Genomic DNA, 24,438 nt, shown 5'->3' with positions numbered 1-24,438 from the left:
ATCAACTACTTACTATGCTGCGTATTTGCTTGCCAGGTCTGTTGCTACTTTCTTGATGGTATCAACATCGGCATCTTCAAATTTACCGGCACGGAGGTTATCCAATACGCTGCGGTAGTTCGCACGCAGCAGCTCTGTGAAGTCTTTCTCAAATTGCTTCACTTTGGTTACAGGCACTTTATCCATAAAACCACGGGTTGAGGCTGTAATGATCGCTACCTGCTCTTCTACAGGAACCGGAGCGTATTGATCCTGCTTGAGGATCTCTGTATTTCTTCTTCCACGTTCGATGGTAAGTTTTGTAGCTGCATCCAGGTCAGAACCAAATTTCGCGAAAGCTTCGAGCTCGCGGAATTGTGCCTGATCAAGTTTCAGCGTACCCGCAACTTTCTTCATTGATTTAATCTGTGCAGAACCACCTACGCGTGATACAGATATACCCACGTTGATAGCCGGACGGATACCCGAGTTGAAGAGGTTTGTTTCCAGGAATATCTGACCGTCTGTGATCGAGATCACATTCGTAGGGATATAGGCTGATACGTCACCCGCTTGTGTTTCAATAATAGGAAGTGCTGTTAATGAACCACCGCCTTTTACCAGGTGCTTGATAGAAGCAGGGAGGTCGTTCATGTTTTTCGCAATCGCATCGTTGTTGATAACTTTCGCAGCTCTCTCCAACAGACGAGAGTGAAGATAGAATACGTCACCAGGATAAGCTTCGCGTCCAGGAGGTCTTCTCAAAAGAAGAGACACTTCACGGTATGCAACCGCTTGCTTTGACAAGTCATCGTAAACAACCAGCGCAGGACGACCGGTGTCACGGAAGAATTCGCCGATAGCAGCACCTGTGAACGGCGCGAAGAATTGCATAGGCGCAGGATCAGAAGCTGATGCTGATACAATTACAGTATAGGGAAGAGCGCCTGCTTTTTCAAGGGCGGCAGCAACACCTGCTACTGTTGAAGCTTTCTGACCGATTGCTACATATATACAGTATACAGGCTGTCCTTTTTCGTAGAATTCTTTTTGGTTGATGATGGTATCCAACGCAACAGCAGTCTTACCAGTCTGACGATCACCAATGATCAACTCGCGCTGACCACGACCGATCGGAATCATTGCATCAATCGCTTTGATACCGGTTTGCAGCGGCTCGTTCACTGGCTGACGGTAGATTACACCAGGAGCTTTGCGCTCCAGTGGCATTTCATACAGGTCGCCTTTCAGCGGGCCTTTTCCGTCAACCGGAGCACCCAACGTATCGACTACACGACCCAGCATACCATCGCCTACTTTTACAGAAGCGATCTTACCGGTGCGCTTTACAGTATCGCCTTCGCGAATACCTTTAGAATCACCCAGCAATACAGCACCTACGTTATCTTCTTCCAGGTTCAGTACAAGTGCCTTGAGTCCTGTTTCAAACTCCAGCAACTCACCGGCCTGCGCCTGCGTAAGTCCATAAATACGAGCCACACCGTCACCTACGGTGAGTACGGTTCCCACTTCTTCAAGTTGAGCTTCCGTACGGGACTGAGAAAGTTGTTCGCGTAAAATCGCTGATACTTCTTCTGGTCTGATCTCTGCCATGATATCGTTAGTCGTTAAGTCGTTATTAATTTTATTACTTTCAGGGGGTACGTTAAAATTCTTTCACGTATGGGTTCTCGCTGAATTTTACTTTCAGGGCTTTCAGCTTGTTCTTGATCGATGTGTCGATCTGCTTGTCGCCTACTTCCAGTACAAATCCACCGATCATATCTTTATCCACTCTCTCTAACAGCTCTACCTGCTTCTGTTTGCTCAGATCTTTTACGATCTGCTCGAACTCTGCTTTGAGCTTGGCATCCAGTGGTACAGCGGTAGTAATGGTAGCCTTGCGGATACCTTTATAGTCGTTGTAGGCATTATGGAATTCTTTTGCTATAGCAGGCAAAAGAGGCTCACGGTTTTTCTTCGTAATGATATCGAAGATAGACATGGTAAGCGGATGTACTTTTCCTTTGAAAAGAGCCTCCAGTATGTCTCTCTTCTTATCGTGCTTGATAATAGGATTTCTCAGCAGCAGCTCGAAATCGCGATTGCTTTCAACCGTCTTGTCGAACAACTGCATATCAGCATGAACCTGGTCCAATGCGTTTTGCTCCACGGCCAAACCGAGGAGGGACTTTACATATCGCGATGCTGCCCGTGAATCCGCCATGACCTTAGTTTACTTTAATGTCTTTAACGTAGCTTTCCACAAGCTCTTTCTGAGCCTTGTCGTCAGTGAGATTTTTCTTCATCAGTTTCTCAGCTACTTCCAATGAGAACAACGCTACCTGTGTTCTTACTTCTTTTAAAGCAGCCTGCTTTTCGATGTTGATGGCAGCACGGGCTTCTTCAATAATTTTATCAGCTGATTTTTTCGCTTCCACCTGTGCATCATCTTTTATTCTGTTGGAAGCTTCGCGTGCTTCGCGCAGAATCTTGTCGCGCTCCTCACGTGCTTCTTTCAAAAGTTTTTCATTATCAGATTTAAGCTGTGCCATTTCCAGGCGGGCTCTCTCTGCTGTTGACAATGCATCCTGAATAGATGTTTCACGTTCTTTCAGGGAGTTGATGATGGGTTTCCACGCGAGTTTGCTTAAGAGGAAAAACAGACCTACAAAAACAATTAACTGCCAAATGATAAGTCCCGTGCCGGGGGTAAGAAGTTCCATATCTTTATTTAAAGTCTGGTGTAGTTACATAAGTAAGAAACCTGCCCGGCCAAGTGCCTAAGACAGGTTTCTAAAGCTTTTTAGCCCTTGAACGAAATCAACAAGCAAATTACAAGCGCAAAGAGAGCAGCCACCTCGATAAGAGCGGCAATGATCAACATCGCACCCTGGATTTTACCAGAAGCTTCAGGCTGACGAGCCATACCTTCCATAGCAGAGCCACCGATTTTACCGATACCAATTCCAGCGCCAATTGCTGCCAGACCTGCACCGATACCAGCGCCCATGATTGCATAGCTGATGTCCAATAAAAGTGCTAATAACATAGTGTTAATATTTAAGTGTGAAACAAACCCCGCCAACTCCATTGGCAGGGAAATCTTTAAATCTATTAATGATGATCGTGGTCATGGTCTGCTATAGCCATACCAATGTATAACGATGTGAACAACGTAAATACATAGGCCTGTATACCTGCCACCAACAACTCGATCAAACTGATAAACAATACAATGAGCGATGACCCGAAACCTACCCAGATGCTTCCGAAAATGAAGGTCAAGCAAATCAAACTTAATAATACAATGTGACCAGCCGTGATCGCCACGAAAAGACGTATCGTCAGGGAAATCGGCTTGGTAAATATACCGATGATTTCTACCGGCAGAATTACAAGACGCAACGGCAAGGGTACACCCGGTGTCCAGAAAATGTGCGACCAGTATGCTTTATTACCATTCACATTTGTAATGATGAATGTTAACAATGCAAGCGTGAGTGTTACGGCGATGTTACCGGTGAGATTACCAGCACCGGGGAGAAGACCCAACAGGTTTCCGAACAGGATGAAGAAGAAAAGGGTGAGCATGTACGGGAGAAATTTCTCGTAGTGATGGCCGATGTTTGGTTTCACTACTTCATCGCGTACAAAAAGAATAATTGGTTCAAAGAAAGATTGGATGCCTTTGGGAGCTTTGCCCGTATTTGTTTTATATCCTTTTGCCACTGCTAAAAATACAATCACCAATAAAACAGCATTGATGAGAAGCATGGCTACGTTCTTGGTGATGGAAAGATCCAGCACAGCTTTGCCGGTACTGGTTTCTATAATGTGATTGTGCTCGAGTTTAAGGCCTTCGTGTTCAACAGAAGGGTTGTGATGTTCATCGTAAAAATGGTGCGATGAAAACACTTTTAACCCATTGCTGGTATAGGCGATGACAGGGAGATAGATTGTGCCATAATGGCCTTCGAACAAATGCCAGATGTGGTCGTCCATTACGTGATGAAGAATCACTGCACCGGCATCAAATTCCTTTTCATCAGTAGACTCGTGATTGGCAAACTCAGGCATCGGTTCTTCCTGTGCGTTAGCAACAGAAAAAGCTAAAACTGACAACAGGCCGAGTACAAAAATTCGTCTTAAAATGCTGGAGAAAACGCTCATTTTGGCTTATTTCGGAGGCTTTTTAAATCCGACCGCAAAGGTATTAATTATACCACCACAAAAAAATGTTTTGGAAAATATTTGGCCTCCGCAAATGCTTTATCCGCGTGTGATTTTTCGATACAGAAAGGCAATCTCCAAGGCAGTAAAAATGAAGTAGACGATCATGAAAAAGACCACGTTGGCAGCTGCCCCGGCCTTGTCTTCCAGGATCACAAAAACATTATAGGCACCATACGCCAACAGCTTTACCGCCATGGTGAGCAGGTATAACTGCACAAAAAAGGCAGGCTTATCGATCTTGTACAGATAGCGGTAGATCATCGCTGTGCTAAATACCAGAAAGATGAGGGTTTGGTAAAAAAAAGAAGGCTGAAATTTTACCAACATCAACGAGAGTCCGGCCAGCGCACACGCACAGAGAATTAAAGTAATGAGGAACCGGATCAAGAAATTCTATTTGTTAAGGTCAGTGGATTGATTGGTTTGCCGGCTATGTTTGATTGTTGCCAATACGTCTTCCAAATCCTGATCATGCAATTCGCGATCCGCTTGCAGGAAGTCTTTGCTATGACACCGTTTTGCATTCGCAATCAGGTTTCGTATGGATTGCAGTAACTCCGGATCATTGATCTCTTTCAGTTCTTCCAGCAGCAGCGATTTCTCCCTTTCAATATCCATGAAGATGGTGCTTACGAGTCTTTTTGTATTGACCGGTATACCTGGTACATCATGCCTCCAAAAGCAAGGAAGCCGAACAACAACATGAATGCAGGAAACTTGAGGTGAAGATATCGGTCTAGCAGATATCCCAGCCATCCGAAGAAACCGATAACTACCAGTAACTGAACAGCCAGGCTGCTATATTTAAGGTAATTGTTATACGGTTTTGATTTCTGGTTGTGGGACGGCTCTGGAGAGTCCATTATCAGCACCTATTTTAATATCTTTTACTACGGCTCCCATTTTGCAGGAACCATTGAATATCGCTCCCGGCTCTACTACCATTTTACCAGTTATAATATCTCCATTTATAATGGCAGTAGCCTTCAATACCAACAATTCAGATATCTCAATCTTGCCTTTTATTTCTCCTTCGATATCTGCGTTTTGTGCCATGATATTTCCCTGTACATGTGACTGAGGCCCGAGAGCAACTTTTGATTTCGATTTAATATTACCAGTTATTTTGCCTTCAATGCGAATATTGCCATAAGTCTCAATATTACCCTCCAGGTAAGTGCCCTTGCCAATGGTATTGCTTGAGTTGCTGATCTCATCGGCTGCGCGTTTTTGTTCTTTTGAAGTTAGCATGACGTTTCTGGTTTAAAAAGTTACAAATTCTTCCGGGTTCAATGAATTCCCATTGTACCACAGTTCAAAGTGCAAGTGTGGCCCATTGGTGAGTTCACCGCTATTGCCAACTATGGAGATAATCTCTCCGCCATTTACAAAAGTACCAACTTTTTTCATCAGTTGCGCATTGTGTTTGTAAGCGGAAATCAGGTTGCCCCTGTGCTGTATCATAATCACATAGCCGGAGTCTTGTGTCCACGATGAAAATACAACGGTACCATCGGCAATACATTTCACAGGTTCATTTGCCTTTGCTACCACATCCACTCCCATGTGTCCTTTGGCAACATTGTAAGGATCAGAAACAAAACCACTTATCGGCGAATAGAAAAAAGTCTCCTGCAGGTCGCGGTATTTTACATTGGCCAATGTTATTAAAGAGAGATCTGATTTTTCAAACTCTTTTCGGAACGATGAGTCCGAAGCAGTAGCTCCCAGGTTGGCGGGTTTGGTTACCGACTGGCTTTCCGTTTTCATATCCCTTGCAGGATCTTTAAAATTGCTGGTATCACCACTTAGTACACGTTGAAAATTAGCAATGAACCGTTCCTTTTGTTCAATCTCAATTGCCAATGAATCAACCTTGTTGCCCAGGTCAAGCAGCTGCTGATTCAAAACCATCTGCTCATGTTTAGGATCAAACCATTTTGCAAGAATAGTCTTGGCCATGAAGAGGCTCATCACGAACAGGCCGGTAAACAAAATCACCGAAAAAAGAATAACTTTCGAATAGGTAAAACCCAGACTGGTTTTTTCGGCGAAGTTCTCTTCGTTGCGAATGATCAGTTGATAGCGGGTGGTAAGCCAGTTCGATAATGTTTTCTTTGGTTTCATTCAGCAGATGAAATTGATTTTCGCTTTTTTGCACAAAATTAGATATTCCAATCCATTAAAATATGGAATGTCAGATTTTTGCGTTTTACCATCACAAATAGCAGTTGATTGAAGATCCTCATCCGATACCTCATCGTTCTCTTTGTTCTTGTCCTGTTAAAGGGTTGCGCATCCGAAAGAAACACATGGACTAGTAAAGCCTATCATAATACTACTGCACACTTCAACGGCTATTTCTATGCACGCGAAGAACTGAACAAGGTTGACAAAACCATCTGGTCAAATCTTAAAGATGATTACAATCGCGTACTCCGGCTTTATCCGGCATTGGATTCAACACTCGCCAAAAGTTACGATAAGGAAATTCAGGAGGCTATCAAGATGGCATCGATCTCCATACAACGGCACCCCCGGAGCAAATGGGTTGACGACAACTATATTCTTGTTGGCCGCGCCCGATTATATAGTCTTGATTGGGGAAATGCGATTGAAACATTCAAATATGTAAATAACCCAAAGCTTACAAAAGATAAGGATGCACGCCATCGTGCGCTCATTCATCTTATTCGCACATTCGTAGAGCATAAAGAATTTAACAATGCACAGGCTGCTATCGATTATGTTCAGAAAGAAGATCTGAACAAAGTGAATCAGAAAAGTTTTCTATTGGAGAAAGCATACTTTCATCAGGAGCAGGGAGATTTAGACAACATGGTGCGAAGCCTGACACAAGCCGTGCCTATGTTAAAGAAACGCGATAAACCCGGAAGAATTTACTTCATCATCGGCCAGGTATATCAGAAGCTTGGCTTCGAAGCAGAAGCCTATAATTACTACAAGAAATGTCTCGGTACGAACCCTGAATATGAAGTAGACTTTTATGCTCGCCTGTATATGGCACAGGTAACGGAGATCTCGCGAAGCAAAGATGTGAACGCTGCACGCAAGTCGTTTAAAAAATTATTGAAGGATGGCAAGAACAAAGACTTCAAAGACAAGATATACTATGAGATGGGTGTATTTGAATTGAAGCAGAAGAATCTGAATGAAGCGATCACCGATCTTAATCGATCCGTTCGCGAAGGAAGCAACAGACGCATCGATGGCGAAGCTTATCTGCGACTGGGCGAAATATATTATGATACGCTTCACAAATATGAATTGTCGCAAGCATATTACGACAGTGCCATCAGTGCATTACCGAAAGACTATGAAGGCTATGCAAGGATCAAAGCGCGTCAGGAAATACTTGATGAATTTGTTACACAGATCAACACTATAAAATGGCAAGACAGTTTGCTTGCCATGGCTTCGCTTGATTCAACCCACCTGCGCACCCGCATCGACTCTGCCTACCAGGCAAAAAAAGCAGCCGATGAAAAAAAAGCTGGCAAGAAAAAGAAACGATCTAACCGGATTGAGATCGATGAAAACACAAACAATGGACTATTCGACACAGCAGAAGATCAACAAGCTGATGCATCATCCAACTCAACAGAGGAAAATGCAGACTGGTATTTTGGAAATCCTTCGGCCATGTCGCTGGGGCAATCGGAGTTCAAGCGTATCTGGGGAGATTTGCCGTTAGAAGATAACTGGCGAAGATCGTTGCGAGCAAATGCTACCGGTGTTAACCGGCAAGCTGAGACACAGGAAACCCAGACTTCTACGCAACCAGCAGATGTAACAACACCACCCGATCCGGTAGCAGCAGAGTATGATCGCGTGAACAAACAAATTCCGCGAACTGAAGAACAAAAGAAAGAAGCTTACAAAAAAATAGAGGACGCCTACTTCAAGCTGGGTGATATTTACTATTTCAAACTTCTAGAAAACGACAACGCTGTTAATTCTTATACTACACTCTTAAAGCGTTTTCCCGAAACGGACTACGAACCGGAAGTTCTGTATAAATTATACCTCATTACAAAAGACTCTAATCCATCCAAAGCCGAAGAGTATGCTTCGCAGTTAAAACGGAAGTATCCTGAATCTACTTTTGCAAAAATTCTGGTGAACCCAAATTACCTGCAGGAATCCAGCCTCGCTGTAGAGAAGCAAAAAGTACTTTACAAAACTGCATACGGGCATTTTCAAAATAAAGAATACAGAGCTGCGAATTCTGTAATTGATAACGCGCTTGCCTTAGGCCAAACATCTTTTGTACCTAACCTGGCAATGCTTCGTGTGCTGATTATTGGTGAAACAGAAGACGTAACAAAATACCAGTTTGAACTGGAGCAGTTTGCCAAAACATACCCGGAGAGCAGTTTGGCAGAGTATGCTAAAAAGCTTTTGAAAACCTCACAGGATTTCCAATTAACCCAAGAGAAAAGCCAGGGTATACAATACATCCGGTCCTTCGAGGAACCTCATTATTTTGTAATGGTATATTCAAAAGACGAGAGAATGTTTGCTTCCGCTGCACTGGAGAAATTCAATGATGCAAATTTCCGGGATCTTCGATTGAAGACAAGCAACCTGATCTTAAACGATGAATATACTCTTACGTTGGTAGACGGACTTACCCGCGTAAGCTCAGCCCTCGAATACATGCAAACATTTAACGAGAAGCTTCCTACACTCGCCGAACTGAAGAACCATAAATTCAATACCTTTGTAATTACGAAAGACAATTTCGATATCTTTTACAGAACAAAAGGTCTTGATGAGTACATTAAATTCTTCGAAAAAAATTACCCTGCAGGGAATCAATAGTCTTCTTCTGACACATAAGCCGTGGTTCAGAAAAGTTGTCAAAGCAATTTGGATTCTCTTCATCTGCGTAGTGCTGGGATTTCCATTGTATGTCTGGTCCGTGAGCAACGATCTGTTCGGGTTGTTCGGAGGGATGCCCAGTTTGAAAGCGATCGAAAATCCGGAAAACGATTTGTCATCCGAACTCATTTCTTCCGATGGCGTTTCTCTTGGTCGCTACTTTCGTTTTAATCGCAGTCAGGTTACGTATGATCAGCTGTCGCCACTGTTGGTAAAGACACTTATACTTTCTGAAGATCATCGTTTCTATGAACACTCAGGTCTTGATTTCTGGGCATACCCGCGCGTACTGTGGGGGTTGGTAACTTTCAGGAGTCAGGGAGGCGGAAGTACCATTACGCAACAACTTGCCAAAAATCTTTATACTCTTGAGCTGGATGGACCATTGGCCAAGCTTGGTAAATATCCACGAAGAATTATCCAGAAGACAAAAGAGTGGGCTATCTCCCATCAGCTTGAAAAGAATTATACAAAGGAAGAGATCATTACTATGTATCTCAACACGATCGAGTTCAGCAGCAATGCGTATGGCATTAAGGTAGCATGCGAAACATACTTTGATAAACAACCCGATAGTCTCAACCTGCAGGAAGCTGCCGTTATTGTAGGCATGTGCCAAAATCCATCGCTATATAATCCGCAACGTTTTCCCGAAAACGCTTTAAAGAAAAGAAACCAGGTTCTTTATAAACTATATGATCATGGATTCATCAGTAAAAATGAATTTGATTCGTTGAAGATTCTTCCCATCGAGCTGAAGTTTGCCGTTCAAAACCAGAATCAGGGTATAGCTACTTATTTCCGCAACGTACTGCGCAATGAGTTGATCGGGTGGTGTAAAGACCATGGTTATGACTTGTGGGAATCCGGTCTTAAAATATATACTACTATTGACAGTAAGATGCAGCGGTACGCAGAAGAGGCAATGATAGCACACATGTCGAAATTGCAGAAGCAGTTTGACAGAGAATGGAAACAACGAAACCGTAATCCGTGGGTAGATGATGAGACTGGTGGAGAAATAAAGAATTTCCTTCAGAAGAAGATCAAACGTACAGGAACGTATAGAAGCCTAGTAGAACGTTTTGGTGCCGACTCGGATTCAATAGATGTACTGCTGAACAAAAAACGGCCGATGACAATCTTTACCTGGAAAGGTGAGCGCGATACATTGTTCAGCTCGATGGACTCACTTAATTATTATAATCGTTTTCTTCAAACCGGCCTGATGTCGATGGACCCGAAAACAGGAGCTATTAAAGCATGGGTAGGTGGCATCAATCACAAATACTTCAAGTACGACCACGTGCGACAGGGAACACGTCAGCCTGGTTCAACATTCAAACCTTTTGTTTACGGCACTGCCATCGAAGCAGGATACTCACCTTGTTTGAAATTACTGGATATATCGCCAACCATTAAAGTTTCGGGTGGAACATGGCGCCCCAAAAATTCAGATGGAGGGTATGGCAGTGGTGAGGAAATGACCATACGACAGGCCATGGCCCGTTCTATCAACTCTATCACGGCGCAGATGATCGACCGGGTTAAACCAGAGAACGTTGTTGACTTTGCAAAACGACTGGGTATAACCAGTCCGTTGGAAGCGGTTCCTTCACTATGTCTCGGCACGAGTGATGTATCACTCTACGAAATGGTCGCAGCATACTGCAGCTTTGTTAATCTTGGTATATATATAGAGCCGTACTACATCACGCGTATTGAGGACAAGAACGGAAATGTAATTGCCAACTTTGTACCAAAAACGCGCCAGGCGATGGATGAACAGACTGCCTATAAAATGATATACATGCTGGAGGGTGGTGTTACAGATGAGCTGGGTACATCCAGAGGATTGAGCTATGATCTGAAAGTTGATAATGAAATCGGTGGAAAAACAGGAACAACCAACAAGGCTTCGGATGGATGGTTCATGGGCATTACACACAACCTCGTAACAGGTGTGTGGGTAGGCGGAGATGAAAGAAGTATACACTTTCCTTCATGGGATTTTGGACAAGGTTCCAAGAGTGCGCGTCCAATCTGGGATGGTTTCATGACACGAGTGTATCGCGATAAAAATATAGGCTATGGCAAAGGTTATTTCAGGCGCCCGGCTACAGGTCTTGACATGACTCTTGATTGCAGCCAACACGTAAGAGTATCATCAGATTCTACGGTTGAGGTAAATGATGAGGACGCCTGGGACAGGCCTCGTTATTAAATAGAAGTGTTAAGGTTATACATTGACAGTTTGCGTTTAAACGTAAACACATAAGCATTTTAATACGTGAACACGTAATATATGGATTCATTAAAAGAAGCGGTAAGTCTGTTGCCAGAGTCACCTGGTGTCTACCGCTTCTACGATGCAGATGACATACTGATCTATGTTGGCAAGGCCAAGAGTATCAAGAAAAGAGTAAGCAGCTACTTCTCAAAAAGTACGGGCGTAAACCGCAAAACGCTGAAGCTGGTTTCTGAGATTAGGAGAATTGATTACACGGTTTCCAATACTGAATTCGATGCGTTATTGCTTGAGAACAACTTTATTAAGCAGAATCAGCCCAAGTATAACATTCTGCTAAAGGATGATAAGACATTCCCCTATATTTGCATTCTGAAGGAGCGGTTTCCACGCATCATCTACACACGCAAGTATATACCTCAGCAAGGTGAATATTTCGGCCCTTATTCGAGTGTAGTGGCCATGAAGAATGTACTCGAATTGGTACGGAAATTATATACTATACGTACCTGCAATCTCTTGCTCAGCGCGGCCAATGTTGAGCAGAAAAAATTCAAGGTATGTCTGGAATACCATATCGGAAATTGCAAAGGACCTTGCGAAGGCTTTCAAGCAGAGCAATCTTATTCAGATGAGATCGAACAAGCACGAAACATCCTGAAAGGAAATATCAGTATCGTTTATCAATACTTTACGGATGCCATGAAAAGTGCTGCTGCCGCTATGGAATTTGAGCGAGCACAAGCATTCAAGGAGAGGCTTGATACACTGGAACGCTTCCAGATCAAATCCCTCGTTGTTAATCGCGATCTAACCGATATAGATGTATTTACCATTACCAGCGTAGAATCATACGCTTATGTAAACTATTTGCAGATCAAAGAAGGCTCTATCATTTTCTCCAAAACAGTGGAACTGAAAAAGAAATTGGATGAGCCTGACGAAGAACTATTAAGTATAGCTGCAGTTGAGCTGCGCGAGCAAACGCATAGTCCGAACCGAACTATACTTAGTAACATCCCCATTATCGTACTGGAAGATGGTGTTGAAAATGTAATTCCTAAGATCGGCGATAAAAAGAAGCTGATCGCGCTCTCATTAAAAAACGCTTTGGAACTCCGAAAGGAAAAAGAGATACTGCGCGAAGGAAAAAAATCGAAACAAAAAGAAGTACTCATCACATTGCAAAATGATATGAAGCTTCCAACACTTCCATCGGTTATAGAATGTTTTGATAACTCAAACTTTCAGGGCACAACACCTGTAGCTTCTATGGTACGTTTTGTAGATGGTAAAGCTGATAAAAAGGGGTACAGGCATTTCAACATTAAAACAGTGGAGGGTCCGAACGATTTCGCTTCAATGAAAGAGATCGTTGGCCGCAGGTATAAACGTTTGATGGAAGAAAGCACTAAGTTACCAGATCTCATTCTTGTAGATGGTGGCAAAGGACAGCTAAGCAGTGCCTGTGAAGCATTAAAAAAATTAGGTGTTTATGGGCAGGTGCCAATAGCTGGTATCGCAAAAAAATTAGAAGAGATATACTATCCCGAAGATCCTTTGCCTCTGCATATAAATAAGAAGTCACAAGGTTTGTTACTGCTTCAACAAATTCGTGACGAAGCGCACCGTTTCGCGATAACATTCCATCGCCAGAAAAGGAGTAAAACACAACTCATCTCGGAGCTTGAAGGTTTAGAGGGCATTGGCAAAAAGACTACTGAAAAGTTACTTCAACACTTTAAGTCTGTAAAGAAAATCAAGGAAGCTCCCATCGAGGAGATCGCGAAGATTACAGGAATGAAAAAAGCAGAATTGATAAAACGCTAAAAAGAAAAAGGAGGCTTTCGCCTCCTTTCAATATCAAAGAGCAAAACTTAAAACTCCCACAAGTTATGCTCTTTTTCCATGAGCATCATTTCCGTCCACTCGCGAGCCCAAACACCTTCACGGTATGGCCTGCCGTTAGCGCGGTATGTGTCGTCAATTGTTTCGTCATCAGGGTTCTGTACTTTATAGATAGTACCATGAAACAATCTGAGCAGGAATGCATCCGCAAAATTTTTGTTTTGCGCAGTGTTCTGCCAGTTGAACCATACTGCTTTTGGAATGTTGTTCCTGAACAGTTTTTCCAGATCCTTATACTTAAACCATCCTAATGAAACATCAATACCCGTATTTGTCTTAGCACCAGGAATAATGATTTCAAGTGCCTGAATATCGTAATACAGTCTTGATCTTCTTCTATCGAAGATAATATCTTCAACCATGTGAACATTGCTCATGTCTGCTACCTGGTATTCTATACCACTGCCTTGAGAGGTTACCGCCCAGTCATCGTCTGAGTTTTCAGAACCAGGCTCAACACCTTTATTGTCGCGAAGGGCTCTATAATTTTTACCCTTGTGAGTACACATATCGTCAGTATACCAGTCACGTCCAGGCTCCCATGCGTCAAAAGCCTGAGCTTGTTCAGCTACAAGTCTTCCGATGAAATCCTCTTTAGAGATTTTGGTAGTCAGTGAATCGGAAGCGTAAATGTCAGTTATTTCCCCAGACTTTACACCTTCGGAAATTAACCGGCTTAGTTCACCATTCTTTGCAAAGAAACCTTTGTTCTGTTTTTCCTTCAGATCAATGTTCCTCCATACGCGCACTTTGTAATGTTGTTCATACAAAGGAATGGGGTTAATGGAATTGGGGTTGTATTGAACCTCCAAATCCTGCACCTCTTGTGCTTGCGCCACAAAACAGACTGCCGAAATCGCTGCAAAAAATATTATCTTCTTCATAACAATGTTTTAGTTCACAGGAATCATGATGATACCGCTTGAACCTTTAGGAGTTACTTTTTCTTCTTCTTCCTTATAGGTTCTGCGCACTACATCCTTGATATCGATAACGATACGATCGCCCGGGCGAGCCTGGCTGATCCAAGAACGCAGGTCTGGGTTTTCATTCGTTGCATTCATACGCTGTACACCTGCAGTTCCACGACCCAGGATAAGTTCAGCACGCTTAATTCTGTAACGTGCATCCTTAGGAACCTCTTCCTTGAAGTTAGACTCTGGCTCAGCCACAATACGCAGGTTACCAAGTTGGTTTGCACGGATACCGTTTCTCAAATCAACCGGTGTTGTACCGATGTACGCTATATATTTTGGATCTGGTACATTTTTCACATCAAACGGCTGATTACCGATCGGAGCACCACCGTTGCTTACAGCAACCGTAATTTTACGTTGCTTCGGTATGATCGTTACACGACCAGGCTTATCACCTTTCACAATTTCAGCGGCACCACCGGCAGAGAATGAAGGGTTGTAGTTAGTACCCAATGCAGGTACTTCGATATTTACAATGTTACCACAGTTCATGTAGAGAGTAGGAGCATTACCTGTTGTTACACGAATTACAGGCTGCGCCACCAGATATTCCATATCTTTCTCATAAGGCTGACCATCGATCATAATTCTTGCTTTGAAAGACTGTTTTGAGTATCCGTCTTTGTCGAAGCTGCTCGCTCTAGCGACGAATTCAACTTTACCCATCTTAACACCACCTTCATCTACCACCTGAAGCTTTTGTCCATTGTAGTACATTTCAGGAGTAATCGCAGAAGATGAAGCCGTGATGAACATATCAGCCTGATATTTTGCACCAGCTGCTACTACTGTTGATACAGGGCGAACCATTGGTACAATTTTATCGAATTTCACTACAGCAGCACCAGCCTTCTTTGCTAACTCATCCAGCGCAAGAGCTTCATTTGCAAGAATCTCAGTCTGAATTTGTGTTACAGAAGCGTAAGCGGCTACAGGAGGCGTGTTCTCGAATGTGAACGTCAGGAAGTCCTTATTCGCGTGCTTCTCGTCATTTTTAAAAGCATCCATATCCTTGGGCGCCTTTGCGAGCGTAGCGAATTTTCTTCCGCTTAATTCTTCAAGTTTCTTCGTGTACTCGTTCAGTTTCTTCTGAAACTCAACCCCTACACCTGTAGATTTGTCAATCATCATGGTTGCAACCTTAGAGCTATGGTCATTGATGAATCCTTCATCAATTTTTGTTGCTCCAGACTCGTCCATCATTTTCTTTTTGACACCGTCTACATATTTTACCATATCAGCTGCAAGCTGACGTACTTTTTTAGCATTTTCAACAGCTGCAACTATTTCCGGTTTGTTACTTTTAGAACCATCGGTCACGATCTGACCAAGTTGAGCTTCGTTCTTCGCAGAACTTTCTTTAATAAGTCCTTCCAGGGTACCGTTGATGATGGCGAATTTTTCAAGCACCGCGTTACTTACTTGCAGCGCGAGGAGCGCAGTAAGTACCAGGTACATCATACCAATCATCTTCTGCCTGGGGGTTTCCTTTCCACCTGCCATTGTTGGTTGTTTTAAATTTTAACGATAGAAACCTTCAAACATTATTATTTCTGGCCGCTGCCTCTCATAGCCGTCAGCATACTTCCGTATACATTGTTGAGAGCAGTCAGGTTATCGGTAAGCTTACCAAGTTCAGTAGTGAATTTCGCTGTGTTATCACCAACTTTGGAAAGTCCGTTCATAGCACCAGTCAGACTTTCGTAGAACTTGTTCATATTCTTAACATGGCTATCAGCATCTTTCAATTCCATCTCATATACAGAATTCAGAGCAGCCAGATTTTTAGTTACTTTTTGTACTTGTGAATGATATTCACCAGCATCTTTAGAAGCCTCAGACATGCTTGACACAGCCTTGATTGCTACATCGTATGACTTGTTCATTTCCAGCAACTGGCCAGAAGCTTTCTTTACGTTATTAGCATAGTCATTTGTAGCAACTGCTGCATCGGAAAGGTTTGACATTTTCTTAGCAGATTCAGCCAAGTTGGTCAGTCCCTTGCCAAGGCTATCTAACAGCTCAGGTCCGATTTTAGCTTTTTCCAATGAAGCATCGAGTTGTTGAGTCAACGATGCTGTTGGTTTGTTTGATATTCTTGTAGGAGTTGCGGGGGCTTCGTAATCTTCTGAAAGTTCAGGATATACTTTAGACCAATCTGGTTCCTGGTGAGGCGGCTCGAAAGCGCTAAGAAAGAAGATGACAGCTTCTGTTGTAAGACCGATCATCAGCATTTGGTCAGCACCTGTTAAGTGAAGGATTTTGAATAAAGCTCCAATAATTACTACTGCAGCACCGATACCGTATATTTTAGGCATGATGGTTTTGTAGAGAAGCTCGGTAAATCCGCCTTTTTTCTTGCTCATTTTCGTAATGGTTTAAGTTTTTGCCTTTTGATAAAGATAGATAGAGTTTTCAACTATTAAAATTCCTGTCCTGAAGAGCGACCCAAGTGAGTCATAGCACATCTAAATCCAATATACGCTCTGGTGGAATCTTTAAATTCATAGGTACGAGTACCTGTTTCGAGATAATAAGCAACGTCTTTCCAAGAACCTCCGCGAACAACTTTCTTAGGCGGAATTTTTGGATTGTATTGTGATCCTTCAGGGTTAGTTCTAGGATCTATATACTGCGGGTTCAAATCCCAAACTGTTGGAACAGATGCAGGATTGAAGTCGTCAAGGCACCATTCAGAAACGTTACCTGCCATATCATACAAGCCGTAATCGTTAGGGAAGTAAGCTTGAACGGGAGATGTGTAGGCAAAACCATCGTCGTAGAAGTTACCGCGACCAGGTTTAAAGTTTGCCAGCATACAACCTTTCGAGTTACGAATGTATGGATTACCCCAAGGATATTTAGCCATGTCGCGACCACCGCGCGCCGCATATTCCCATTCAGCTTCAGAAGGCAGACGGAATGCAGGCATCTGGAAATCGCCAACGCTTTTTCTGTAGTCGTTCAGATAAGCGGTTCTCCATTTTCCAAAGAACACAGCAGCATCCCAGTTAACACCTACTACCGGATAATCATCATAACCAGGGTGCCAGTAATAGTAATCCTGAATAGGGTCTCCCATGTGGTGGGAAAAGTCGCGAACCCACGCAGAAGTATCCGGATAATATTTTTGACGGAATGTTTCAGCATCTACTGTTTCGAAGCCTTCAATTGTTCCGTTGTCAACAAGGAAGAAATTCGTGAACTGACGATACTCGTTGTTGGTTATTTCAGTATCATCCATAAAGAATGAACCAATGGTAACCTGCTTGTTGAAATTGATTTGTGTAGATGCCGGGTCTTCATCAGCCTGACCCATGTGGAAAGTACCTGCAGGTATTGGCACCATTCCGTACGGAATTGTCATTACCCAACCTTCGCGGCCTGGAACTCCAACGAGTTCACCCTGGTCGTTGCCGCCACCTTTACCACCTCCTAGGCCCAGCAGGCCGCACGCACTGGCCACTGCTCCTGAAAGCACTAACACTACTTTTGAAAGAACCGATTTATTCATACTGCTATCTCAGTTTGTCTATGCTAAAAAATTTTTGGGGACGAAAGTTACTTCTTATTCGCTTTATTTTTTGAAGAAAGTAGATACAAATTCCATAAATTCTTAAAAATACCAAAATCAAATGTCGCTTAGTGTCTGTACCTAGGGGTTCGAACGACTTTTTTACCGCTACCCGGATTCACTGGCAAATCGTAGCTAAGCATTACTTCAAGTGAGAAGTTATCCTTGGCCTGGCGGTCTTTAATTATAAAGTCAATACCCGTTCCTAATTTCAGCGATTTATCCTTCAAGAGAGCATATCCTAACAACAAGCTTCCCGCCTCACCTTGCCTAAACGCTAATCCGCCCCACATCGTATCTTTTAGATAGGCAATGCCGGCAAAATCCAGCTGAGTCTTATTTAAATCCGTCCGAACAGCAGCGCTGAATTGCACACGCAGATCAAAACTAACTTCGTAGAAATATCCGCCGGTAACGTTGATATGATTTTCCAATGCTCCTCTTACACTGTCTGCTCCAAAATCAAATCGAGAGCGCAGCAAGTGATTAAATCCCACACCTAAATAGTATTTTTCGGCACGGTAAAAGAGACCTAAACCAAGGTCAGGGCGTACCTGCGATTCTTTGCCCTCCACGATAAGATTATCGCCATCATCTATATATCGGTAATATTTACCATTTATTGATTGAGAGTAAAGACCTGCTTTTATACCTATACTTAGTTTTGATTCTTTTATACCAAGGTGATACGCATACATTGCCTGTGCTTCAAGGTTGTTTTGCGGGCCGAGCTTGTCATTCATCACGTACGCTCCGAAACCACTTCTTAAGCGGTATATAGGCGTATTAAAGCTAACCATTTGCGTGGTAGGGGCACCGCCATCACCGAAGCTGGATTGATACCCAAGCCACTGGCTTCTGTGAATGGCCGTTATGCGGGTTACCCCATCAACACCTGCGTAGGCAGGCGTCATGTACAGGTTATTGAACATGTACTGGGTAAACAAGGGATCTTGCTGAGCAAAAACACCTGATCCAGTCAGTGCTAACAGGAGGGTATAAAAAATCTTTTTCAGCATTGAGGTTAAAAAGTAGATTTAAAGTAAATGCTTTTTTACGACACTATCAACAAATGTAATTAAAGTGTAATAAAAAATGTGACTTTATAATATTCAATGAATGAAGCAGTTATTTGTTCAAACCGATGGCCAAATGATACCACTTATCGCCCATGCCAAAACGATAAATGATTGACGATGTGAGCACTAACTTTTATTCAAACACTAAATTATTTCTCTACTTTATGCCGTTGGCCTTCTTTATATAGAGCTCAAGGGCCCCCGTCATAGAAGGCGCATTTGGAAGAGGTGCCTCGATGTCGAGGAGCAGGCCGGCATCACGAACTGCTTTTGCCGTTGTAGGACCAAACGCAGCAATCCGGGTATTATTTTGTTTAAACTCCGGGAAGTTAACAAACAACGAGTTAATCCCCGATGGGCTAAAGAAGGCAAGTATATCATAGAATACTTCTTTCAGATCTGAAAGATCAGCCGCTACGGTATGGTAAATGATCGCCTCTGTATAATTGTATCCACCATCCTTCAGAAAATCCGGGATGTCATTCTTACGGATATCGGAGCATGGGAAAAGGTATTTTTCATTTTTGTGCTTCTTCAGAATCTCGAGAAGATCCTGAGCTGTCTTCAGGCCTGTGAATATCTTGCGCTTACGAATCACGATGTATTTCTGAAGATAGTTTGATGTCTGTTCAGAAATACAGAAGTACTTCATTTCAGGAGGCATTTCGATCTTCAACTCCTGGCAGATATGGAAAAAATGATCTACCGCATTGCGACTTGTAAAAATAATGGCGGTGTGATTGAGGATATCAATCTTCTGTTTCCGGAACTCCTTTACAGGCACTGGCTCCACCTGAATGAATGGACGAAAGTCTATTTTCAGATTGTATTTTTCAGCAAGCTTTAAGTATGGAGAGTTAGCATCTGCCGGAGCTTCTTGGGTTACCAGAATGCTTTTCACTTTGCGCATTCTGTCAGTAGCAATTTCACTCATATCAACACGTAGACGAATTCAGGCTAATTGTACAATACCTTAAGTGTAATCAGAAAGGGTATCAATTCTGTGGCACAAATGTACGAAAATAAATGAAACATAGATTGTCCCATTTTGTTACTTAGTTTCAAACCGATCAGGATCATCCAACCGGCCAACACCCACGATAAAAGTTTTAGCAGAAGCGAGAAGAATTTCACTTGCTGGCCGTGCATGATAAAATAAACTGACAGCACGATGGTGAGTGCTCCGAAAAATATCAGCACCATGCGCACCCAGTTAAAAAAATGCACACCAGCTATTTCGTTGGCGCCAAACATTGCTGTCAGTCCGTAGATCAAAATGATCTTCACAAAGAATATCCCTAATAATATACCGCTCAATTTCAGCCATTGAAGCATGGCCACACTGAAGCTTTCGGATTGAAAAGAAAAGGCAATGGTATGATGCTCTGGAACAAAGTGAAAAATAATCATCAGGTAATAAGCCAGCATCAGGCTACAGAAAACATAAAACAAAATATTACTGCTGCTGGTAATGCGAGAGTACACCTGTGCCTCATCGGATTCACGCAGGGAAAATATTTTATTAATCGAAAAATAATCTGATGCCAGCTTGGGATTTAACCGAATAGTGGTGATAAGCATGATCACAAGAATTGTAAAACTCACCACGGCGAAATCACGAAAAGATGATGACCTCGGGTATAATATTTCTTCACCAGGCTTTACGGGTGCTGGCAATGAACGCACTTGTATCACCAGCGTTTCTGTAACATTGCCTTGTGTACGAACACCCACCATCATTTTGTCGGAGGCAAATGCTTTTGATAGGCTGTCTATGTCAAGCAGCATTTGTTGTGACTGTGCTGCAAATTTTCCATTCACAAAGAGACTAACAGGATCTGAATCTTTGATGAGTAAAAAATCTCCACTATACTCTGCTGCCAATAACTGAAAATATATGGTTGAAACATCTCCGGCTGCACTGTCAAAAGGCAAGTACTGGTCTTGCTGAAAAATTTTCCATTGTGATCTCAGATCGGTCTTTACCACGAGATCTTTTGTATCCCTCGTATAACCTTCTGTCACAACGGCAGCCATCAACAGTACAGCAATAAAATGTCGGATCAGCTTCATAAGAAAGTCTCAAAAATATCAGAATTGGTCTGATATCGGAAATGCTGGTAAGTTTGCACCTGATTTTATGGCCGGAATTTATTTACATATTCCTTTTTGCAAACAAGCCTGCTATTACTGCGACTTTCACTTCTCTACCAATCTTCAGCGAAAGCATGAGCTAGTGCAGGCCCTGGCGCAAGAGCTGGTGCTTCGGAAAGAATACCTGGGCAACGATGTGATCAACACGATCTATTTTGGCGGAGGGACTCCATCGCTGTTGTCGGAAGATGAATTGCAGTTGATAATGGATACTATTTATAAAAATTTCCGCGTTAATCCACAGACAGAAATTACGTTGGAGGCAAACCCCGATGATCTTTCAATATCTCATTTGAGTAAGCTTCGCGCTGCTGGTATTAATCGGTTAAGTATTGGTATACAATCTTTTGACGACCAAGTATTGAAATTTTTGAATCGAGCTCACGACAGTCGTGCAGCAACGGCATGTGTGGAAGAAGCTCGTCAAGCCGGGTTCAATAACATCAGTATAGACTTGATCTATGCTATTCCGGATCAGGACAATGCGCTCTGGAAACAGAACATTCAGCGAGCATTGCATCTTCATCCGGAACACATTTCATCGTACTCACTTACCATTGAAGACAAAACTGTTTTTGGTCGTTGGGCAGCGGCAGGAAAACTGAAGATTACAGAAGACGAAACAACTGCCACACAACTGGAGATTCTGGTGGCTGAGCTGGAAGATGCAGGGTTTGCCCAATATGAAGTCTCAAATTTCTCTAAACCTGACTTTGAATCGAAGCACAATAGCAGCTACTGGAAGCAGGAGCAATACCTTGGTATCGGGCCTAGTGCACATTCATATAACGAGCGCAGCCGACAATACAACATCAACAACAACCACCGGTACATCGAAAGCATTAGACGCAATATTATTCCTTTTACACTGGAAGAGTTGACCGCTGAAGACAAGATCAATGATTTTTTATTGACCACACTGCGCACACAATGGGGCGCTGATCTGAAAAAACTGAAAACATTATATGGTTATGATTTGATATTTGATCATCGTGCGTACATCGATTCGTTGCTCGAACGGAAATTTGCTACACTTGAAAATAACGTACTGGTATTAACAAAAGCGGGCAGACTGCTAGCAGACAAGATTGCCTCAGATTTATTTTTGATTCAGTAACTGATTGTCGTTCAAGCTCAAGGAAGTTTCGTATTTTTCATGCTTTCGACCCAAAAATGAAATCCTCCGAAGAGAAGAAAGTGTTCATGCTACTCAAGTCTGTAATTTTTTACTACCACGGGCTTGATGATGAAGAGAAGAAAGATCTTGATAAAACAGCCTTGGAGCTGGATGCACACGTAGAATATGCCTGGGCGCTTGATTTTATCGCCGAAGACTATGTCACTGCCTTTGACCGCGCACGCGAATTTCTCAATAACATTATTGGTGATTACCAAAAAGAAAAACGCATTGAGTTAATCAACATGGTATGGCAGGCCAACAATCTGAAAGGCTACGTAACAGAAATGGAAGCCACCGCCATGCTCAAGCTGGCGAAAGACTGGAATGTGCAAAAAGAATTAATCGAACTCGTACTGGCGTAAACCGCTATATCAGAGACTCATCATGTCTTTGAATTTAGCCGCTTGCCTACGGCTTACCTCCACCTTATCACCACCACGCAGCTTTACCATCAGGCCTCCGTTAAACCAGGGTTCTATGCCTTCTACCCAGCTCAGATTTACGATATGCTTGCGGCTTGCCCGGAAAAATGCGCGTTCATCCAGTTTCTCATCGAGTGCGTTCAATGATTTGTGAATCATGGGACGATTTGCATCAAAATATACTTTGATATAGTTGCCATCGGATTCAAAAAGGCGAACATTGGAGAGGCTTACAAACCAACAACGGTCACCATCTTTTACAAACACCTGGTCATTGAGACCGAGTTTCTTTTCAGGGCCACGCATTGCCACGGTCTTTGCACGCTCTTTCTCTGCAAGCTTCGAAACGGTTTCAGCAAGGCGCTCGGGCTGTATCGGTTTCAGGAGGTAATCCAGTGCATTTACTTCAAAGGCTTTCAAGGCAAATTCATCATACGCAGTGGTGAATACCACCAGTGGCACACCATCTAACTCTTCCAGGAGTTGAAATCCTGTTTTACCCGGCATCTGAATATCTAGAAATAGCAGATCCGGATTCAGATCATTTACAAGTTGTGTTGCTTCATCTGCGTTGGCTGCTTCCCCAACAACCTCAATCATCGGGTGGTCCTCCAATAATTTCATTAATTCTTTGCGCGCCAGGCGCTCGTCATCCACGATTAATGCTCTCATAAGTGATGTGTTGAGGAATTATGATTTCAGTAAGTACAAAATTATCGTTTTCATTTACAATACGGAAAGACGCTTCATCTCCATAAATAAGCTTAAGACGCTGCGTTGTATTCTTCAGTCCAAGCCCTGTTTTACTTCGCTTGGCTCCATTTACCAGGTGTCCAGTATTTCGAATGTGGATCTTCATGCGATCATTATCTACATACGTTTTTACTTGTATCATGCCACCTTTCGTGAGCTTGGATATGCCATGTTTGATGCCATTTTCTACAAGTGTTTGAATCATTAGTGGTGGCACCAGAAAACCGTATGACAGGGGGTGAATATCAAACTCAGTCTTCAGTCGTTCCTCAAAACGTATACTCTCAAGGCCAAGATAGTCTTTCACCATTCGTAGTTCATCATCAAATTTAGTCAAGCCTTTTTTGTCAGACGCCAAGCTGTTACGCAAAATATTGGAAAGCTGATTAATAGCCTGTTTCGATTTAGACGGATTCTCATCTACCAACGCCCGAATACTGTTGAGCGCATTGAAAATAAAATGCGGATTAAGCTGCGATTTGAGGTTATTCAATTCTATTTCGATCATGGAAGCCTCGTACTTCAATGATTTATTATAGCGATCGAAGTAATGGTATATAAAGTAAAAAAGTGACCACAGGAAGAACACAATGGCATAGAAAAACGACTGCCCAACAATTTGTGACGGATCGAATGCAACAATGGGGTCAAACAATCTGCCAAGCACCAGGTTTACTGGTATACGGAGGAAGTATACTATAACGCCCATAACAAATACCGCAATGAGTATACTCGGTATGAGCTTGGGCATGGAAAGGTAAAGCCACTTCCAGCGAATCAAAAAACCTCTGAAGAGGTGTGTAATCAACAGGCAAAGCATGGCCTCCACCATCAGGAATATAATGCGCCTGGGCGTAACATCGCCGGCTGCCGCCAGAACGCTGGAGCCGATCTGGATGAATGCGTATAGCAACCATCCGCCTATCTGCAATGTCCAATATAGTCTATGCTTGTTGACCATTTAAAATTTCAACTTCAAAGGTACTGAAATCGCTCCCTTGCGGATGCAGGATTTATGTGGAT

At 42.8% G+C, this 24,438-nt stretch carries 24 protein-coding genes; 5 read left to right on the top strand and 19 right to left on the bottom strand.

Features of this window, described 5'->3' with window-relative positions; all coding sequences use genetic code 11:
• Window positions 1-12: 12 nt before the first annotated feature.
• From atpA to V7Q33_RS01700, 10 genes are all read right to left on the bottom strand, one after another.
• Window positions 13-1,593, bottom strand: a complete 1,581-nt coding sequence (gene atpA, locus V7Q33_RS01740) for a F0F1 ATP synthase subunit alpha (protein WP_331980241.1) — start codon at window positions 1,591-1,593, stop codon at window positions 13-15.
• Window positions 1,594-1,645: 52 nt separating this feature from the next.
• Entirely contained in the window at window positions 1,646-2,206 is a 561-nt protein-coding gene (atpH, locus tag V7Q33_RS01735) for an ATP synthase F1 subunit delta (protein WP_331980239.1), read from the bottom strand.
• 4 nt (window positions 2,207-2,210) lie between these two features.
• Window positions 2,211-2,705 carry a F0F1 ATP synthase subunit B gene (locus V7Q33_RS01730; RefSeq protein WP_331980237.1) on the bottom strand — a complete coding sequence of 165 codons (495 nt, stop codon included), beginning with the start codon at window positions 2,703-2,705 and terminating at the stop codon, window positions 2,211-2,213.
• Between the two features lie 80 nt (window positions 2,706-2,785).
• Window positions 2,786-3,031: an ATP synthase F0 subunit C gene (atpE, locus tag V7Q33_RS01725; RefSeq protein ID WP_079687920.1), complete on the bottom strand. Its 246-nt coding sequence runs from the start codon at window positions 3,029-3,031 to the stop codon at window positions 2,786-2,788.
• A 65-nt stretch (window positions 3,032-3,096) separates the two neighbouring features.
• On the bottom strand, window positions 3,097-4,152 hold the full coding sequence (atpB, locus tag V7Q33_RS01720; protein ID WP_331980235.1) for a F0F1 ATP synthase subunit A: 1,056 nt from the start codon (window positions 4,150-4,152) through the stop codon (window positions 3,097-3,099).
• Between the two features lie 99 nt (window positions 4,153-4,251).
• A complete protein-coding gene (locus tag V7Q33_RS01715) occupies window positions 4,252-4,602 on the bottom strand; it encodes a hypothetical protein (protein ID WP_333818697.1) in 351 nt (116 codons plus the stop codon).
• Between the two features lie 6 nt (window positions 4,603-4,608).
• Complete coding sequence (locus V7Q33_RS01710; RefSeq protein WP_331980231.1) at window positions 4,609-4,833, bottom strand: hypothetical protein; 225 nt, start codon at window positions 4,831-4,833, stop codon at window positions 4,609-4,611.
• Between the two features lie 11 nt (window positions 4,834-4,844).
• The gene (locus V7Q33_RS23380) at window positions 4,845-5,078 is read right to left on the bottom strand and encodes an AtpZ/AtpI family protein (protein ID WP_414693458.1); all 234 of its coding nucleotides are present in this window, start codon (window positions 5,076-5,078) and stop codon (window positions 4,845-4,847) included.
• Window positions 5,032-5,466, bottom strand: coding sequence for a bactofilin family protein (locus V7Q33_RS01705; protein WP_331980229.1), 435 nt, complete (start codon window positions 5,464-5,466; stop codon window positions 5,032-5,034). Before V7Q33_RS01705 ends, V7Q33_RS23380 begins: the two co-directional genes overlap by 47 nt.
• Window positions 5,467-5,478: 12 nt before the next feature.
• A complete protein-coding gene (locus tag V7Q33_RS01700; RefSeq protein WP_331980227.1) occupies window positions 5,479-6,342 on the bottom strand; it encodes a M23 family metallopeptidase in 864 nt (287 codons plus the stop codon).
• A 108-nt stretch (window positions 6,343-6,450) separates the two neighbouring features.
• On the opposite strand from V7Q33_RS01700, the gene porW reads away from it, so the two are divergent.
• The 3 genes from porW (at window position 6,451) to uvrC (ending at window position 13,198) form a co-directional block, all read left to right on the top strand.
• Window positions 6,451-9,060 carry a type IX secretion system periplasmic lipoprotein PorW/SprE gene (gene porW / locus V7Q33_RS01695; RefSeq protein WP_331980225.1) on the top strand — a complete coding sequence of 870 codons (2,610 nt, stop codon included), beginning with the start codon at window positions 6,451-6,453 and terminating at the stop codon, window positions 9,058-9,060.
• The gene (locus V7Q33_RS01690) at window positions 9,011-11,344 is read left to right on the top strand and encodes a transglycosylase domain-containing protein (RefSeq protein WP_333818696.1); all 2,334 of its coding nucleotides are present in this window, start codon (window positions 9,011-9,013) and stop codon (window positions 11,342-11,344) included. Before porW ends, V7Q33_RS01690 begins: the two co-directional genes overlap by 50 nt.
• Before the next feature lie 81 nt (window positions 11,345-11,425).
• Window positions 11,426-13,198, top strand: a complete 1,773-nt coding sequence (uvrC, locus tag V7Q33_RS01685; RefSeq protein ID WP_333818695.1) for an excinuclease ABC subunit UvrC — start codon at window positions 11,426-11,428, stop codon at window positions 13,196-13,198.
• Window positions 13,199-13,245: 47 nt separating this feature from the next.
• On the opposite strand, the gene porN is transcribed toward uvrC, so the two are convergent.
• From porN to V7Q33_RS01650, 7 genes are all read right to left on the bottom strand, one after another.
• Window positions 13,246-14,160, bottom strand: a complete 915-nt coding sequence (porN, locus tag V7Q33_RS01680; RefSeq protein ID WP_333818693.1) for a type IX secretion system ring protein PorN/GldN — start codon at window positions 14,158-14,160, stop codon at window positions 13,246-13,248.
• Window positions 14,161-14,169: 9 nt separating this feature from the next.
• The gene (porM, locus tag V7Q33_RS01675) at window positions 14,170-15,756 is read right to left on the bottom strand and encodes a type IX secretion system motor protein PorM/GldM (protein WP_333818692.1); all 1,587 of its coding nucleotides are present in this window, start codon (window positions 15,754-15,756) and stop codon (window positions 14,170-14,172) included.
• A 44-nt stretch (window positions 15,757-15,800) separates the two neighbouring features.
• Window positions 15,801-16,619, bottom strand: a complete 819-nt coding sequence (porL, locus tag V7Q33_RS01670) for a type IX secretion system motor protein PorL/GldL (protein ID WP_331980215.1) — start codon at window positions 16,617-16,619, stop codon at window positions 15,801-15,803.
• A gap of 56 nt (window positions 16,620-16,675) precedes the next feature.
• Window positions 16,676-17,767: a type IX secretion system lipoprotein PorK/GldK gene (porK, locus tag V7Q33_RS01665; RefSeq protein ID WP_331980214.1), complete on the bottom strand. Its 1,092-nt coding sequence runs from the start codon at window positions 17,765-17,767 to the stop codon at window positions 16,676-16,678.
• A 128-nt stretch (window positions 17,768-17,895) separates the two neighbouring features.
• Window positions 17,896-18,846, bottom strand: coding sequence for a PorP/SprF family type IX secretion system membrane protein (locus V7Q33_RS01660; RefSeq protein WP_331980212.1), 951 nt, complete (start codon window positions 18,844-18,846; stop codon window positions 17,896-17,898).
• Window positions 18,847-19,063: 217 nt separating this feature from the next.
• Window positions 19,064-19,840 carry a uroporphyrinogen-III synthase gene (locus tag V7Q33_RS01655; protein ID WP_331980210.1) on the bottom strand — a complete coding sequence of 259 codons (777 nt, stop codon included), beginning with the start codon at window positions 19,838-19,840 and terminating at the stop codon, window positions 19,064-19,066.
• Between the two features lie 23 nt (window positions 19,841-19,863).
• A complete protein-coding gene (locus V7Q33_RS01650; protein WP_331980208.1) occupies window positions 19,864-20,979 on the bottom strand; it encodes a DUF4271 domain-containing protein in 1,116 nt (371 codons plus the stop codon).
• 67 nt (window positions 20,980-21,046) lie between these two features.
• On the opposite strand from V7Q33_RS01650, the gene hemW reads away from it, so the two are divergent.
• Window positions 21,047-22,177 (top strand): radical SAM family heme chaperone HemW, encoded by a 1,131-nt coding sequence (gene hemW / locus V7Q33_RS01645; protein ID WP_333818690.1) that lies wholly within the window; start codon window positions 21,047-21,049, stop codon window positions 22,175-22,177.
• A 56-nt stretch (window positions 22,178-22,233) separates the two neighbouring features.
• Window positions 22,234-22,602, top strand: a complete 369-nt coding sequence (locus V7Q33_RS01640; RefSeq protein ID WP_331980203.1) for a hypothetical protein — start codon at window positions 22,234-22,236, stop codon at window positions 22,600-22,602.
• A 9-nt stretch (window positions 22,603-22,611) separates the two neighbouring features.
• Here the strand turns inward: V7Q33_RS01640 and V7Q33_RS01635 are convergent, their stop codons facing one another.
• Together V7Q33_RS01635 and V7Q33_RS01630 are read right to left on the bottom strand one after the other, a co-directional pair.
• Window positions 22,612-23,334: a LytR/AlgR family response regulator transcription factor gene (locus V7Q33_RS01635; protein ID WP_331980200.1), complete on the bottom strand. Its 723-nt coding sequence runs from the start codon at window positions 23,332-23,334 to the stop codon at window positions 22,612-22,614.
• Entirely contained in the window at window positions 23,312-24,376 is a 1,065-nt protein-coding gene (locus tag V7Q33_RS01630) for a sensor histidine kinase (RefSeq protein ID WP_331980198.1), read from the bottom strand. Before V7Q33_RS01630 ends, V7Q33_RS01635 begins: the two co-directional genes overlap by 23 nt.
• Window positions 24,377-24,438: the final 62 nt, after the last annotated feature.

Origin of the sequence: Ohtaekwangia sp. (assembly GCF_036786105.1) — a bacterium.
In the GTDB taxonomy this organism is placed as follows: Bacteria; Bacteroidota; Bacteroidia; order Cytophagales; family Cyclobacteriaceae; genus Ohtaekwangia.
This window is presented reverse-complemented; position numbering and strand designations above follow the sequence as displayed.

What these genes read in the sequence shown, in the direction of transcription:
- atpA (WP_331980241.1), bottom strand. Translation starts at nt 1,593, where the DNA reads ATGGCAGAGATCAGACCAGAAGAAGTATCAGCGATTTTACGCGAACAA.
- atpH (WP_331980239.1), bottom strand. Translation starts at nt 2,206, where the DNA reads ATGGCGGATTCACGGGCAGCATCGCGATATGTAAAGTCCCTCCTCGGT.
- V7Q33_RS01730 (WP_331980237.1), bottom strand. Translation starts at nt 2,705, where the DNA reads ATGGAACTTCTTACCCCCGGCACGGGACTTATCATTTGGCAGTTAATT.
- atpE (WP_079687920.1), bottom strand. Translation starts at nt 3,031, where the DNA reads ATGTTATTAGCACTTTTATTGGACATCAGCTATGCAATCATGGGCGCT.
- atpB (WP_331980235.1), bottom strand. Translation starts at nt 4,152, where the DNA reads ATGAGCGTTTTCTCCAGCATTTTAAGACGAATTTTTGTACTCGGCCTG.
- V7Q33_RS01710 (WP_331980231.1), bottom strand. Translation starts at nt 4,833, where the DNA reads ATGGATATTGAAAGGGAGAAATCGCTGCTGCTGGAAGAACTGAAAGAG.
- V7Q33_RS23380 (WP_414693458.1), bottom strand. Translation starts at nt 5,078, where the DNA reads ATGGACTCTCCAGAGCCGTCCCACAACCAGAAATCAAAACCGTATAAC.
- V7Q33_RS01705 (WP_331980229.1), bottom strand. Translation starts at nt 5,466, where the DNA reads ATGCTAACTTCAAAAGAACAAAAACGCGCAGCCGATGAGATCAGCAAC.
- V7Q33_RS01700 (WP_331980227.1), bottom strand. Translation starts at nt 6,342, where the DNA reads ATGAAACCAAAGAAAACATTATCGAACTGGCTTACCACCCGCTATCAA.
- V7Q33_RS01690 (WP_333818696.1), top strand. Translation starts at nt 9,011, where the DNA reads ATGAGTACATTAAATTCTTCGAAAAAAATTACCCTGCAGGGAATCAAT.
- uvrC (WP_333818695.1), top strand. Translation starts at nt 11,426, where the DNA reads ATGGATTCATTAAAAGAAGCGGTAAGTCTGTTGCCAGAGTCACCTGGT.
- porN (WP_333818693.1), bottom strand. Translation starts at nt 14,160, where the DNA reads ATGAAGAAGATAATATTTTTTGCAGCGATTTCGGCAGTCTGTTTTGTG.
- porM (WP_333818692.1), bottom strand. Translation starts at nt 15,756, where the DNA reads ATGGCAGGTGGAAAGGAAACCCCCAGGCAGAAGATGATTGGTATGATG.
- porL (WP_331980215.1), bottom strand. Translation starts at nt 16,619, where the DNA reads ATGAGCAAGAAAAAAGGCGGATTTACCGAGCTTCTCTACAAAACCATC.
- porK (WP_331980214.1), bottom strand. Translation starts at nt 17,767, where the DNA reads ATGAATAAATCGGTTCTTTCAAAAGTAGTGTTAGTGCTTTCAGGAGCA.
- V7Q33_RS01660 (WP_331980212.1), bottom strand. Translation starts at nt 18,846, where the DNA reads ATGCTGAAAAAGATTTTTTATACCCTCCTGTTAGCACTGACTGGATCA.
- V7Q33_RS01655 (WP_331980210.1), bottom strand. Translation starts at nt 19,840, where the DNA reads ATGAGTGAAATTGCTACTGACAGAATGCGCAAAGTGAAAAGCATTCTG.
- V7Q33_RS01650 (WP_331980208.1), bottom strand. Translation starts at nt 20,979, where the DNA reads ATGAAGCTGATCCGACATTTTATTGCTGTACTGTTGATGGCTGCCGTT.
- hemW (WP_333818690.1), top strand. Translation starts at nt 21,047, where the DNA reads ATGGCCGGAATTTATTTACATATTCCTTTTTGCAAACAAGCCTGCTAT.
- V7Q33_RS01640 (WP_331980203.1), top strand. Translation starts at nt 22,234, where the DNA reads ATGAAATCCTCCGAAGAGAAGAAAGTGTTCATGCTACTCAAGTCTGTA.
- V7Q33_RS01635 (WP_331980200.1), bottom strand. Translation starts at nt 23,334, where the DNA reads ATGAGAGCATTAATCGTGGATGACGAGCGCCTGGCGCGCAAAGAATTA.
- V7Q33_RS01630 (WP_331980198.1), bottom strand. Translation starts at nt 24,376, where the DNA reads ATGGTCAACAAGCATAGACTATATTGGACATTGCAGATAGGCGGATGG.